This window comes from Enterobacter sp. CPE_E1241, assembly GCF_045618265.1.
Taxonomy (GTDB): Bacteria; Pseudomonadota; Gammaproteobacteria; order Enterobacterales; family Enterobacteriaceae; genus Enterobacter; species Enterobacter adelaidei.
The window spans coordinates 1,193,599-1,206,089 of the sequence record NZ_JBIWYV010000001.1 but is presented as its reverse complement, the minus strand read 5'-3'; the positions used below and the strand labels follow the sequence as shown (position 1 = coordinate 1,206,089).

The 12,491-nt window shown below is 52.6% G+C and carries 12 protein-coding genes and 1 tRNA gene; 6 read left to right on the top strand and 7 right to left on the bottom strand.

What is annotated here, in order from left to right:
- Nucleotides 1-45 precede the first annotated feature (45 nt).
- A tRNA-Arg gene (locus ACJ9Y9_RS05790) sits at nt 46-122 on the bottom strand.
- Nucleotides 123-400: 278 nt separating this feature from the next.
- On the opposite strand from ACJ9Y9_RS05790, the gene ACJ9Y9_RS05785 reads away from it, so the two are divergent.
- The 3 genes from ACJ9Y9_RS05785 to fimZ all read left to right on the top strand — a co-directional run bounded on the left by ACJ9Y9_RS05785 (nt 401) and on the right by fimZ (nt 3,285).
- Nucleotides 401-1,099, top strand: coding sequence for an EAL domain-containing protein (locus tag ACJ9Y9_RS05785; RefSeq protein ID WP_028018415.1), 699 nt, complete (start codon nt 401-403; stop codon nt 1,097-1,099).
- Between the two features lie 24 nt (nt 1,100-1,123).
- Nucleotides 1,124-1,852, top strand: coding sequence for a response regulator transcription factor (locus tag ACJ9Y9_RS05780; RefSeq protein WP_028018414.1), 729 nt, complete (start codon nt 1,124-1,126; stop codon nt 1,850-1,852).
- An 800-nt stretch (nt 1,853-2,652) separates the two neighbouring features.
- Nucleotides 2,653-3,285 (top strand): fimbria biosynthesis transcriptional regulator FimZ, encoded by a 633-nt coding sequence (fimZ, locus tag ACJ9Y9_RS05775; RefSeq protein ID WP_028018412.1) that lies wholly within the window; start codon nt 2,653-2,655, stop codon nt 3,283-3,285.
- A gap of 51 nt (nt 3,286-3,336) precedes the next feature.
- Here the strand turns inward: fimZ and sfmF are convergent, their stop codons facing one another.
- From sfmF to fimA, 6 genes are all read right to left on the bottom strand, one after another.
- Nucleotides 3,337-3,858 carry a fimbria assembly protein gene (sfmF, locus tag ACJ9Y9_RS05770; protein ID WP_028018411.1) on the bottom strand — a complete coding sequence of 174 codons (522 nt, stop codon included), beginning with the start codon at nt 3,856-3,858 and terminating at the stop codon, nt 3,337-3,339.
- 9 nt (nt 3,859-3,867) lie between these two features.
- The gene (gene fimH, locus ACJ9Y9_RS05765; protein WP_032666906.1) at nt 3,868-4,875 is read right to left on the bottom strand and encodes a type 1 fimbria D-mannose specific adhesin FimH; all 1,008 of its coding nucleotides are present in this window, start codon (nt 4,873-4,875) and stop codon (nt 3,868-3,870) included.
- The gene (locus ACJ9Y9_RS05760; RefSeq protein WP_028018409.1) at nt 4,868-7,429 is read right to left on the bottom strand and encodes a fimbrial biogenesis usher protein; all 2,562 of its coding nucleotides are present in this window, start codon (nt 7,427-7,429) and stop codon (nt 4,868-4,870) included. The genes fimH and ACJ9Y9_RS05760 overlap by 8 nt, the downstream gene beginning before the upstream one ends.
- Before the next feature lie 14 nt (nt 7,430-7,443).
- Nucleotides 7,444-8,136: a type 1 fimbria chaperone FimC gene (gene fimC / locus ACJ9Y9_RS05755; protein WP_028018408.1), complete on the bottom strand. Its 693-nt coding sequence runs from the start codon at nt 8,134-8,136 to the stop codon at nt 7,444-7,446.
- Between the two features lie 34 nt (nt 8,137-8,170).
- Nucleotides 8,171-8,716: a type 1 fimbrial protein subunit FimI gene (gene fimI / locus ACJ9Y9_RS05750; protein WP_028018407.1), complete on the bottom strand. Its 546-nt coding sequence runs from the start codon at nt 8,714-8,716 to the stop codon at nt 8,171-8,173.
- A gap of 63 nt (nt 8,717-8,779) precedes the next feature.
- Complete coding sequence (gene fimA / locus ACJ9Y9_RS05745) at nt 8,780-9,331, bottom strand: type 1 fimbrial major subunit FimA (RefSeq protein ID WP_028018406.1); 552 nt, start codon at nt 9,329-9,331, stop codon at nt 8,780-8,782.
- A 310-nt stretch (nt 9,332-9,641) separates the two neighbouring features.
- On the opposite strand from fimA, the gene folD reads away from it, so the two are divergent.
- From folD to ACJ9Y9_RS05730, 3 genes are all read left to right on the top strand, one after another.
- Nucleotides 9,642-10,508, top strand: a complete 867-nt coding sequence (gene folD, locus ACJ9Y9_RS05740) for a bifunctional methylenetetrahydrofolate dehydrogenase/methenyltetrahydrofolate cyclohydrolase FolD (RefSeq protein ID WP_008499332.1) — start codon at nt 9,642-9,644, stop codon at nt 10,506-10,508.
- Nucleotide 10,509: 1 nt separating this feature from the next.
- Nucleotides 10,510-10,722, top strand: a complete 213-nt coding sequence (gene ybcJ, locus ACJ9Y9_RS05735; RefSeq protein ID WP_023310640.1) for a ribosome-associated protein YbcJ — start codon at nt 10,510-10,512, stop codon at nt 10,720-10,722.
- A gap of 232 nt (nt 10,723-10,954) precedes the next feature.
- Nucleotides 10,955-12,454 carry a PTS transporter subunit EIIC gene (locus tag ACJ9Y9_RS05730; RefSeq protein ID WP_028018405.1) on the top strand — a complete coding sequence of 500 codons (1,500 nt, stop codon included), beginning with the start codon at nt 10,955-10,957 and terminating at the stop codon, nt 12,452-12,454.
- Nucleotides 12,455-12,491 lie beyond the last annotated feature (37 nt).

The window sequence follows — 12,491 nt, the reverse complement described above, 5'->3', positions numbered from 1 at the left end:
CAGTTCAAGTATGGCGATGGAGTCTGGGGGATTAAGGGGATCAAATGGCACGCCCTGTAGGATTCGAACCTACGACCTACGGCTTAGAAGGCCGTTGCTCTATCCAACTGAGCTAAGGGCGCACTGAGAAGAGTGAACTTCGCGGTGGTGAAACGCGAAGAATTATACGGTCAATGTCAGGTGAGTCAATGCCTTTTCCGTTTTCAGGCCCAATAACGACTAGTCGGTTGTAAATACGGCTGTTTTTTCAACATTATCATCAAATTCACCGTAAAATTATGCGCTGCGAAAAGGCTTAGTGGCATTTAAGTAACGCCTGCTGTTTTCCTGAACGTCACCTCGTCACACTAGTAAGAGGTATCCCGGCCGCCCGGAAGCTGACAGACAACAGGACAATGGAGTGACAGCGCAAAACCTGATCTATACGCCCCCCCAGCTACAGACCCTTTCTCAGGACATCGTCGGCATTAAACTTGAGCCCATTGTCGCCCTCACCTCTTTGCGTCAGATTGGCGCTGAGGTGCTTAGCATCATGTCCGAAACGCGGCACAGTGAGGCGTTTTTCCACCGTCAGTCCGCAGAAGAGTCGATAACCCTGCTTGAAGCGCAGCTTGTCGCGTTAAAAAATACACCGCACTGTCATAACCTTTTTATTAATCTGCCGATAACCGTCCTGACAGAGTCAGAATCTTTTCAGCGACTTATCCGGCTGAGTGGGGCTCCGCTGAATATTGAGATCGTCGATCTCGCGGCTTTTTTGGCGCTGTCTGTTGCACAGAAACAGAGCGTCATTCAGAACCTGCAGCAACTCAGAAGGCAGGGGCACAGCATCTGGCTGGATGATATTGATGAAGTATTAATATCGTCGTTTATATCCTGTCGCCTACCGTTAAGCGGCATCAAGATTGATAAAGAAGCTTTCTGGCGCTTACGCGCCACCCCTGCGCTGAGGCAACTGGTTTCACTTTGCTTTCAGCTTGCCGGGAAAGTTCTTATCGAAGGGATTGAAACTGAGCGCGATCACACCTGGGCACTGCAGGCGGGCGCAGATCTCGGCCAGGGGTATTACTGGCCGTCCTGGACATGGCCGGAGGATTAAAAAGCCATTTCCAGGAGGGAGACCATGCGAATGACAGTGCGCCGTTACAGGCGGCGGCGTACAGGAAGTGATGCATTGGGATTTACGCACTCGCCTTTTGCTCCCCCCTTTTTCGACCGACTCGAATTTTTGAGCCAGTCCATCAGCCAGCCCCGCAAAACAGACGCCCCGTTTATCCTTCTGGTGACGGAGGATCACTTCCTGCGCACCGGTTTTCTCAACGGGCAGTTTCCCCTGAGCAGTTGCTGCGACTACGCCACGCTGGACGACGCCCTTGTCGCTCAGACGCAGTGGCCATCAGCCCGTCTGGTCGTGGATATTGAAAGCCGCTCCACGGGGCTTCTGGAGAAACTGGATCAGTTGAGACGGCATAGCCTGTTTCCTCCTTTCCTTACGCCCTGGCTGTTGGTCCGGGCCGATAATTACGACACCCGCCTCTTCTGCAAAGCGGCAGGTCCCTTTCATGTGCTCGAACGTCAGCTGAACGCCGCTGCGCTCCATCACAGCCTGCTGGATACCCGCCCCCCGCAGGGTACCGGGAAAGACTGGTTCTCGCGCAATGAATGGCCCATCCTGCAGGAGCTTTCCCGGGGCAAGACATTACGTCAGATTGCCCATATGCAGAATCGTCCCTATAGCCGCATTATCTATCGTCTTAGCTGCATCCTGCTGAAACTCGGGCTAAGCCATCGCCAGGAATTGCTGCATCTTCTTAATAACCTCTCAGACTGCACGTTTTCACTCACATCCTAACCCCTTATTTCCTAAAGCGGTTTAGGAATTTACTTACCACTTACGTTGCAAAAATGTTAATTCTTAACAATAAAATCGAAATTATAACTATTCCTAATTTATGGGCGTGAACCTTGTGAAATACCACAAATTGACGAAACAGCAGAACTTTCCTCCATCCGTTAAGTGAATGCAGAAGGCGTTAATAAGATGATAATGATGTAAAAACAAGCAGCTTGGTGACACCTTCCAGGAGTAAAAAGCGAAGCGGTCAGCATGTTCTCCTGTACAGCAGACACCGTTATCCAGGTCAACGTAAGAACTTTCAGATGAAGGTCTGACGGCCTGTGAGGGTAATTTTTAACCTCTCCACAGCGGGTTCGCCCCTTTAAAAAAGGCGTAATTTTGTTAACAATTAATCAACATACAGAGATATCTGTTATTTTTTGTTATTACATAAAGACGAAAATATGCGGTAAATGAGATACCAGGACATTTCCGCTAATTTTAAAAAATTAGCTATTCAGATCCAGAAGATAATACAAACCAACACGCGGATATTAATTTACAGGGTTTTCGGAAAAAACTTACCCTGTATAATAAGATGCGTACCAAATCTGAATAAGAAAAACCTTTTTGCCAACACCAGCCAAATGAGATGACCGCGCTGAGGCATAGTTCTTTTCATTACGTAAACAAGGATGCTTTCGCTCTTTCCAGGGAAATACTTCGGTATAGGGATCTGCACATTATATCCTTCCGGCATTTCGTGAGTTTTACAAAACTCTACATAACGCTTTTAACAATCTGAGGCATTAAAAATGAAACCGGCATCCGTTATCATTATGGACGAACACCCTATTGTCAGAATGTCGATAGAAGTCCTGCTACAGAAAAATAAAAACATCACCGTCAAGCTCAAGTCTGGCGACAGCCATGAAGTCCTTGACTGTATCCGTAATCACCCTATTGATATGGTGATCCTTGACATCGAACTCACCAGTACAGATGCTTTCGCTTTACTAAAGAGAATCAGAAACTTAAATAAAAACATTAAGATTCTGTTCCTCTCGTCGAAATCAGAGTTGTTTTACTCAGGCCGTGCCATTCGAGCCGGGGCAAATGGCTTTGTCAGTAAACGAAAAGACCTGGGTGAGATCTACAATGCCGTAGAGATGATCCTGATGGGCTATTCTTTTTTCCCGTCGGAAACGCTGAATTTTATAAATCACCAGGGTTCAGGGAAAGGGATCGCAGTGGATATGCCATTATCGAATCGTGAAGTCACGGTATTACGTTATCTGGCGAATGGATTATCCAATAAGGAAATAGCTGAACAGCTACTATTGAGTAACAAAACCATTAGTGCGCACAAATCCAACATTTATTCCAAGCTGGGCGTGCAAAGTATCGTGGAATTAATTGATTACGCCAAAGCGCACGAACTGCTATAACCTGAATTCACTCCCTGCAGCTTATCTGAGCTGCAGGGAGTGCGGTCAGTGCTAATTATAGTTAATCATGAAAGTGGCATCAGCGTCAGCCTGTCCGGGCTGAGGGTTATCGGCAGTGGCAATATAATTGGCATAAAACGACAGAATTGCATTCCCCTGCGCATCAACCGTGACTGGCTGGCTGGCCTGTTGAAGCGGCAGGCGCGTTTTATCCGCATCCCTGATCTCAACGGCGACATGACTTGCTGTACTGGCGTCATTCAACGCCAGCAACCCGTTATTACTTCCGTCAGCTTTGCCTGAAAACGTGATCGACGCAGCGCCCGGCGGACAGCCAGTCAGCTTCAGCGTAAACGGCATGGGCTGCGTGCGGCTCCCGGTGGAGCTCAGCTGTTTAGTCGGCCAGGTGCCTAACGTGACGGTTTTGTCGCTATCGCTCCCCTCTGCTACACAGGTGAAATCGACAATATTGCCGTAGAGTCGAATGTTAATTTCGCCCAACGCGGTTTCCGCCCGAGCTTGTGTGCAAAGCGCAAAGAGCGCCACGGTGATAAAACGGATCCCGTTTCGCATATCGGCTCCTTAGTCGTAATCCACACGCAAATATCCGCGCGAGGTAAAGCGCCCTTCCGCTGGCTTGTTGCCCGTCACGCTCACCGGCCAGACCCGGATCCCCACCTGCGCCTGCGCACTGTCGTCGAGACGGAACGGAATTTTACTCGTCAGGTTGTTGGGCGTGAGCGGCGTACCGCTCTCGTTGGCAATGATGAAGCCTACATCCGGGTTATCGGACACCAGTACATTATCGGAGACCTTTTCAGCCTCGACTCGCATCGTCAGCATGGCGTTCGCCTCCACGTTGGTGCATTTAATCGCGATGGTTTTGCTTTGCGATGAGACGCCCTCCGGCTTGTTACCCACGCCCGTTTTGCTGAACAAAGAGGCGCCAATGTCGCCGAAATCAAACTCAACCACATTACCGGCATTGATGGCGCAGCTCTGCGGCACCTGAATAGTTCCGCTGTAGCTGATGGTGTAGACCGGCGTGGTTAACGGATCGGAGGACGTGGTGGTGACGTAAACACGGAACATGGTGGCACGTGGGATCACCACCATATTGATAAAGCGTCGCGTCACTTTAAGGCGGAAAATAAGGCTGGAATCCTGCACACCAAACGGTTTGTTTTTTGAAACGTTCGGATGACTCCCCATCTGGATATAGTTTTTGGGTGGATAAAACGCGCCAGCAAAGCTGTCCGTGATTTTCATCGCCCCGTCAAGATAGTCATTAAGCTTCAGATACTGGTAACCATCGCTGGTCCCGGTGATCGGGTAATCTGTCACATAGCTGCGTTTGGTGGTATTACCGGTTGTGCCCTTTGGGCAGACGGCATTCACCCCTACCCACTGCGATTTCTCGCTGAGCGTCACGACCTGCCCGATCTGGTTATTCGAACTATTAAATTTATCCGTCAGGTCGTAATGCACTTCCGTCGGTACACCTTTTTCATTGACGCACACGGTCGCTAATGCGTTTGTCGCGGGCAGTAACGCCAGAAGCGACAGGGCAAAGATTTGGGTTTTAATCACAGCTGATCCCCTTAAGTGTGATCGCTTGTTGCAGGCTCTGTTCAGGCAAGCTGTAAGGTGCACGGCACTGGGACTGCGCCCCGTTGCCCCACTGGATAAGCAGTTCCCCTTCCAGCGGCAACCCACTCAGGTATATCTGCCCGTCATCCCCCACCATGCTGGTGACGCCACTCTGGGTTTCGCGCACCACGGCACCGAACGGCACGGGCTGGTTACCGCGTGTCACCGTCAGCAGGGCTCGCACACCAATACGCGTATCAAAGCTGGCGCGAACCAGCGCGCCTTTGGTTGGCACCACGCTGCTCACGTTGTTTTCGATATCGGTGTTGTTGCTCATGGTGTTGGTATCCAGCGCCACGCGGTTGTAGCGATAGACGGTGGCATACGGCATAACCGCATAGCCTCGCCAGTCGGTTTTCACGCCGGTCTGGTTTTCCACACTGACGCCCGATGCTCCCGGCGCTTTGATCAGTACGTTGGTGTCGCCCAGTGGCTGACTGAAGGTCACCCCGTCGGCATGACCGACAACGCCCCCGGAGAGCTGCCAGTTGAGATCGTGCTGATCGCGTGAGTAGTTATAACCCGCGGCCAACGTGCCGTAAGTCGCCTGCCAGTTGGCACTGGCGCTACCGCTTGAGCCATTATTGCTGGTGTGTCCCTGGGTCACGCTGTAGTTCAGGTTGCGATCCTCCAGCAGCGTACCGCTGACGCCGGTTTGCCAGCTCGTATCGCCATCGCTGTTTCGGCTGGCGGATGCCGTGGCATAGGCGCGGTCAATCGCGCTGTCACGGCGATATCCCTGACGGGTAAAGAGGCTAAACGGCACGGAGACGTTAAACGACGCGATCCGGTCGGTACCTTCTATCCCGACGGATTTGTTCCACGACCAGGAAACGGAGTAGTTGATCCCCTTCACGCCCCCCGCATACCCCAGTTGATACCAGAGGTTTGTCTCGTCGGTTCCCCAGTAGCTCTGCTCGCTGCCGGAGATATATACCGATCCATAATCCCCCAGCGACTGAGACACATTGAGCTGGAAGCGCCCTTTTTTATTCCACGTCAGGTTGTGATAACTCTGCACGTCCGGGACACTGTTATCATCCTGGTTATCCGCATACTGATAACCTTCCATTGAGCGCCAGGCCACATCGTCCAGGGTGTAAAACCCTTTTGTGGAGTAGCGGTAACCCAGCAGTTGGAAGTTGGTGCCGAAGCCGTTGAGTGATTTCGCATAGAGGAAGCGCAGAGACTGTCCTTCATGTTTGCTGTCGTCCGCGAGCTGGCTGCGGGCGTGGGTAATATCGAGCGAGACCGCGCCCCAGTCACCGAGGTTTTTTCCGGCCCCGATAGCCACCGCGGTATAACGAGATGCCAGCTGAGTACCACCGTACAGCGTATAACCATTGGCAAGACCGGTAATCAGGGTTCCCTGAGTAAAGAATGGCGTATCCTGATCGCTGTTACCGCTGCGGTAATCCCCGGCAACAAGATCGTACTTCCAGCGCCCTTCACGCTGCAGGAGCGGTACGGTGGAGTACGGCACGGTATAGCGCTGCTGGGTACCGTCTTTCTCTTCGACCGTCACTTCCAGGTCACCGCTTGAGGAGGTCGGGTTGAGATCGGTAATGGCGAACGCGCCGGGCTGGACATAGCTTTGATAAATGACATAGCCGTTCTGACGCACCACAACTTTAGCTGGCGTCCTGGCAATTCCGCGTACGGTTGGGGCATAGCCCTGCAGGCTGTCAGGGTACATGCTGTCAGATGAAAAGAGCCGTCCGCCGCGAAAACCGACGCTGTCGAAGACATCATTACCGGTATTACTGTCACCCAGCACCAGTTCACTTTTAAGCGGAATAACGGTGCGTTGCGCCCAGGTACCGATATTCTGCCACTCGCTGTGTCGCTGCCCGTTATTCTGCGTGTAACGCCATGCGCCATTGTTACGTAAACGCCAGGCACCATAGTTCAACCCGCTCTGCAGGTTCAGGTAATAACTGTCGTCTTCGCTGCCCCGGTTACCGGTGAAACTGTAGTTCAACAGTGCGGCGGGAATGCCTTCATCCCATTGTTCAGGCGGAATGTAGCCACGGGCGCTGTTCTGCAACGCCACCTGCGGCAGGCTGACGTTCAGACGCTGAGAGGCAAAGTTAAATGTCGTCTCACTACCAGGAATGGCCGTGGTCAGCGGAACGCAGGTATCGCCCTGTACATTTGCCAGTTCAGGAAATGCCGCAACATTGACACCAAAGCGATCGAGCATCGCGCGCGTTATGCACGGCGATAAACCGCCCGCCACTGGCGGGGTGTTTTCGGCTTGCTCAAAACGCACGTCCTGGGTGCCGATAAACTCATCGTTACGCCAGATATCCACACGATAAACGCCGGGTGCCTGCTGGTGACCTTGTTCAAAACGCGACAAATCCGCCACGCTGGCGGTATCGTCGGACAAGAAGGCCGGGTTGAAGTAGCTTTCGCTCCAGCCAGCCTGCGGCCAGAGCGCGGCCATCAGCGCCAGTGCAACCGGGCAGTAACGTCCCAGATGATTTTTCATCGCCCTGACTCTGCTCACAGGTTGACGCTACGCGCCGGTGTAATGGCACCGTAGTCATTCACGCTCTGCCAAGAGAGCGTGCCGCTCGCACCGGCTGGCAGTACCTGCTGTGCCGAGTTTTTAGGCGCAACCATCAGGTTATCCAGCGTCTTACCACCCAGCTTCATGTTGACCAGGGTGATGTAATACGGAGACGCGTTGCTGACTTTGAGGTGGTTGCCAGTACGCTCAAAACGCAGCTGGGAGAGCGCCTCTTCCGGCTGCATCGCCAGATTGTTCGGGCGTACAAACAGTTTGATACGCGAAAGGATCGCCAGCTGCAGCACGTTATTGTTTTCCGTTTTCTCCTTGTTCACTGACGGGATCGCTTTCACGTTCATGTAAAAGAGCGATTCGCGGTCGGCGGGCAGCGTCGGTCCGGCGTAAATAATACGCAGCGTGTTTTCGCTGTTTGGCTCACTCACAAACAGGGGCGGTGTGACGGCAAAGGTTTTTTCTTTTTGCCCGTTCGCATTTTCGATCCACGCGTTGATTAAATAGCGTTCTTGTTTGTTGCTGTTAGTGATCGCCAGCGACGTTTGCTTCGCATCTGCCGGATAAATAACGCGCGTGGCCCCCAGCGCAATACCGCCGGAAGCATTCGCGCAAGCAGAAACCATCATCAAAATAAACGATAAAAAAAGTCCTGGTTTAATTCGGGTATTCATCACAACCGTACCTTTAATAATGTGTTCGCAGGTGTTATGGATAAATCAACGTAAACCAGACATCCGACTGAATATTGCCTGGCATGAGATGTTCGGAAATAGCCCGATAGCGGGCGCTAAAATGAAACGCGAGTTCACTGGTATTTACCGGCAACCAGCTGACGGCAGTGGCATTTGGGATAATCTGACGTTGTTGTTCGTCAAAGAGCGCCAGCCCCACACCGCTGCTGACAGGTGTTTCACCTGGCCGCGATGTCGCCAGAAAAACCTGCGGATCTTCTGCGGGTGTGACGCCCTGAAACTGGATCCCCACGGTGCGCGAGACATCAACTCTGCAATCCAGTAGCCGCACGGTGAAGGGCACATTCACCGTGGAAAAACTGCCCACCCCGGCAAATGAATTGGTTCGATACTGTCCCATGTCGATGCGCATATTCTGGCTGTCGGGCGCCACGGCGCAGCCGCCGTTCACCAGCTCACCTCGGAGGTGAACTTTCCCGCCTTCGATCACCACAGTATGTGCCGATGCCTGGTTAGCCATCGCAAGGGTTAAAAGCAGTAGTGCTCCCGTTTTTGTCATCCTTCGTTCCTGGCATTAGCGTATGACGGCCTCGTCCCTGAGGCCTGGACATCCCTGTACGAATTATTCGTATTTCATAACGAAGGTGGCGTCAGCGTTTGCCTGGCCTGGCTCGGTGGTCGCAGCCGTTGATTTATAACGCGCGGTGAATTGCAGGGTGTTCGTTCCTTCGATCAGGTTCTGCGCAGCAGAGAAGGTTGCACCGTCTGGGGTCAGAACGCTGGATTTACTGTCGAGGATCTCGATACCCACGCCTTTCGCGGTGTTGTCATTGTTACCGGAAGTCACTGCCAGCAGGGTTTTGTCAGTTGCATCAATCTGACCGGTGAACGCAACAGCAGCGGTTTTTGCTACCAGTGGATCGCAATCGTTCAGTTCAATGTTGAATGGGATATTAGAGGTAGTGTCGCCCACTTTAGTGAATTTCGCGGTACGGTACTGACCGAGATTAACAGTCTGCTCGGAAGAATCGGTATTTACTGAACATGCAGCATTAACCAGTTCACCTTTAAAATGCACAGTACCGCCATTTACGGAAACCGGATCTGCATGAGCGGCACCCGCGACCAGGGCCAGAGTTGCAATAACAGAAGAAGCAATGTTGCTGAGTTTCATGTCTATTCCTTTAAAATGTAAATAACCCTTCCCGCGAATAATCGGGAATAAGAAATACGTTCAATTGTTGAATTGAAAGCTTATTTCGGAGGAGACAAAGTAGCTCAGGAATCATTTTTTAAATATGTCAAAACGCTGCCATTTCTCCAGGTCACATCCTAATCCCGCCTAAGAAATTGACCATCCATCCGGAAGGGTTTTTACGCCCTACTGATGAAAACTCGCAAAGGGTGACTGACAGCGGCGCTCGCTTCTGACAAAATACAGGCAATCCCCCCTTTCAAACGTTACAGACGGAATCTTCTCTCTGATGGCAGCAAAGATTATTGACGGTAAAACGATTGCGCAGCAGGTGCGCTCTGAGGTTGCGGAAAAAGTGAAGGCGCGTAAAGCCGCCGGAAAACGCGCCCCTGGGCTGGCCGTTGTGCTGGTTGGCAGCAACCCGGCATCACAGATTTATGTCGGCAGCAAACGCAAAGCGTGTGAAGAGGTGGGCTTCGTCTCCCGCTCTTACGATTTGCCAGAAACCACCAGCGAAGCAGAACTGCTGGAACTTATTGACACTCTGAATGCCGATAAAGAGATCGACGGTATTCTGGTTCAGTTGCCGCTGCCCGCAGGCATCGACAACGTGAAGGTGCTGGAGCGTATCGCACCGGATAAAGACGTTGACGGTTTCCATCCGTACAACGTTGGCCGCCTGTGCCAGCGTGCACCGCGTCTGCGTCCATGTACGCCACGCGGTATCGTGACGCTGCTGGAGCGTTATAACATTGACACCTACGGTCTGAACGCCGTGGTCATTGGTGCCTCCAACATTGTGGGCCGCCCGATGAGCATGGAACTGCTGCTGGCCGGCTGCACCACTACCGTCACCCACCGTTTCACCAAAAATCTGCGTCACCACGTAGAGAACGCCGATCTGCTGATCGTTGCCGTCGGGAAACCGGGCTTTATTCCAGGTGAATGGATTAAAGAGGGTGCGATTGTCGTGGACGTCGGAATTAACCGTCTGGAAAACGGCAAAGTCGTCGGTGACGTAGTGTATGAAGATGCTGCGGCACGTGCCTCTTACATCACCCCAGTACCGGGCGGCGTAGGCCCGATGACGGTTGCCACATTGATTCAGAATACTTTGCAGGCATGCGAAGAGTACCATGATGTAGAGGACGCGTAAGATGGCGACATTTTCATTAGGAAAACACCCACACGTTGAGCTGTGCGATCTGCTGAAGCTGGAAGGCTGGAGCGAAAGCGGCGCGCAGGCGAAAATCGTGATCGCCGACGGGCGAGTAAAAGTCGACGGCGTGGTGGAAACGCGTAAGCGCTGCAAGATTGTCGCGGGACAGACCGTGAGCTTTGAAGGACAGAGCGTGACCGTTACGGCCTGAGCCATTTGATGCCCTCACCCCAACCCTCTCCCAAAGGGAGAGGGTTAAAAATCCCCTCACACCCATCACGGTTATTTATCGATCAACTTCAAATAATCACTATTTCCTCTGTTGAATAGTTAAAATTCAGTTGCGTGTTTTTCACTCTTTGTCCACGATAAGTAGAACGTTCTACTAAAACGTTCTACTTACAATAACAGCGCCAAAAAAGCGCTACTCGGGGGAAATCAGCATGAGTCTGATATCAGGGTTTGTTAAATCGCTGTCTAAGTTGTCTATGATTGGTCGCGCCTTGATGCTGCCAATTTCACTGCTTCCCGCTGCGGGCCTGTTGCTGGCCTTCGGCGATAAGTTCCACCTGCCGCTGATGATGAACGCGGGCGGGGTTATTTTTGATAACCTGCCGATGCTGTTCGCCATTGGCTCTGCCGTGGGTCTGGCGTCTGAATCCGGTATTGCTGCGCTGTCTGCGGCGGTATCGGTATTTGTCACGAATATCACCATTAGCACCGTGCTGAGCATCACGCCGGAAATGGCCTCTCAGGGCGGGAAATACGCCATGGTGGTCGGCATCCCGACGCTGCAAATGGGCGTCTTCGGCGGCCTGATCTGCGGTATTCTCGCGGCCTGGTGCTATAACCGCTTCCACACCATGCAGCTCCCGGAGTTCCTGGGCTTCTTCTCCGGTAAGCGCTTCGTGGCAATTGCAACGGCGTTCCTCTCGTTCCTGATGGGGCTGCTGCTGCCCTACATCTGGCAACATATCCAGGCCGGTATCGACGCGCTCTCCGTAGTGGTTAACGGCGATAATCAGGCGGCGTCGACCTTTATCTTCGGTCTGGTGGAACGCGCGCTGATCCCGCTCGGACTGCACCATATCTGGTACCCATCCTTCTGGTATTCGTTTGGGGATTACACCACCCAGGCAGGCCAGGTGATCCACGGCGACCAAACCATCTGGTTCAAGATGCTGGAAGAAGGGGTCAAATCCTTCAGCAGCGACACCTACCAGAATGCCGGTAAGTTCATGCAGGGTGAATTCCCGCTGATGCTGTTCGCGCTGCCTGCGGCGTGCCTGGCGATGTATCACGAAGCCCATACGAAGAATAAGAAAATCGCGGCCGGTATTCTGTTCTCTGCGGCGTTGACCTGCTTCCTGACGGGGATCACCGAACCGGTTGAGTTTACCTTTATCTTCGTGGCGCCGATTCTGTACGTCTTTAACGCCATCATGGCGGGCCTGGCTTATATGACCATGTATCTGCTGCATGCGCATATCGCCAAGTCGTTCTCCGCGGGCTTTATCGACTATCTGTCATTCGGGATCCTGCCGTCGTTTAACGGTTACAAAACCAATTTCCTGAACGCCATTATCATCGGCATTCCAATGGGCCTGATTTATTACTTCACGTTCCGCTTTGTGATCCGTCGTTTCGACGTGAAAACCCCGGGCCGCACTGAAGTGACAGCCAATGCGGATGAGAAGTCAGATTCCGAACTCGCGACCGAGATCATCACCCTGCTGGGCGGAGCGCATAACATCGACTCCGTCGGCGCCTGTATCACCCGCCTGCGTCTGGAAGTGGCAAAAAGCGAGGCAGTTGATAAAGACGGCCTGAACGGACTTGGCGCGCGCGGCGTGGTCTTCGTCGGCGACAACGGTATTCAGGTGATTTTCGGTGCCAGAGCACAGTTTATCGCCCAGACCATGTCCACCATGATCGGCAAATAATAAGATGCCTGAACGACACGTCTCCTGTACGCTGGAA

What these genes read in the sequence shown, in the direction of transcription:
- fimZ (WP_028018412.1), top strand. Translation starts at nt 2,653, where the DNA reads ATGAAACCGGCATCCGTTATCATTATGGACGAACACCCTATTGTCAGA.
- fimA (WP_028018406.1), bottom strand. Translation starts at nt 9,331, where the DNA reads ATGAAACTCAGCAACATTGCTTCTTCTGTTATTGCAACTCTGGCCCTG.
- ACJ9Y9_RS05730 (WP_028018405.1), top strand. Translation starts at nt 10,955, where the DNA reads ATGAGTCTGATATCAGGGTTTGTTAAATCGCTGTCTAAGTTGTCTATG.
- ACJ9Y9_RS05760 (WP_028018409.1), bottom strand. Translation starts at nt 7,429, where the DNA reads ATGAAAAATCATCTGGGACGTTACTGCCCGGTTGCACTGGCGCTGATG.
- folD (WP_008499332.1), top strand. Translation starts at nt 9,642, where the DNA reads ATGGCAGCAAAGATTATTGACGGTAAAACGATTGCGCAGCAGGTGCGC.
- fimI (WP_028018407.1), bottom strand. Translation starts at nt 8,716, where the DNA reads ATGACAAAAACGGGAGCACTACTGCTTTTAACCCTTGCGATGGCTAAC.
- ybcJ (WP_023310640.1), top strand. Translation starts at nt 10,510, where the DNA reads ATGGCGACATTTTCATTAGGAAAACACCCACACGTTGAGCTGTGCGAT.
- sfmF (WP_028018411.1), bottom strand. Translation starts at nt 3,858, where the DNA reads ATGCGAAACGGGATCCGTTTTATCACCGTGGCGCTCTTTGCGCTTTGC.
- ACJ9Y9_RS05780 (WP_028018414.1), top strand. Translation starts at nt 1,124, where the DNA reads ATGCGAATGACAGTGCGCCGTTACAGGCGGCGGCGTACAGGAAGTGAT.
- fimC (WP_028018408.1), bottom strand. Translation starts at nt 8,136, where the DNA reads ATGAATACCCGAATTAAACCAGGACTTTTTTTATCGTTTATTTTGATG.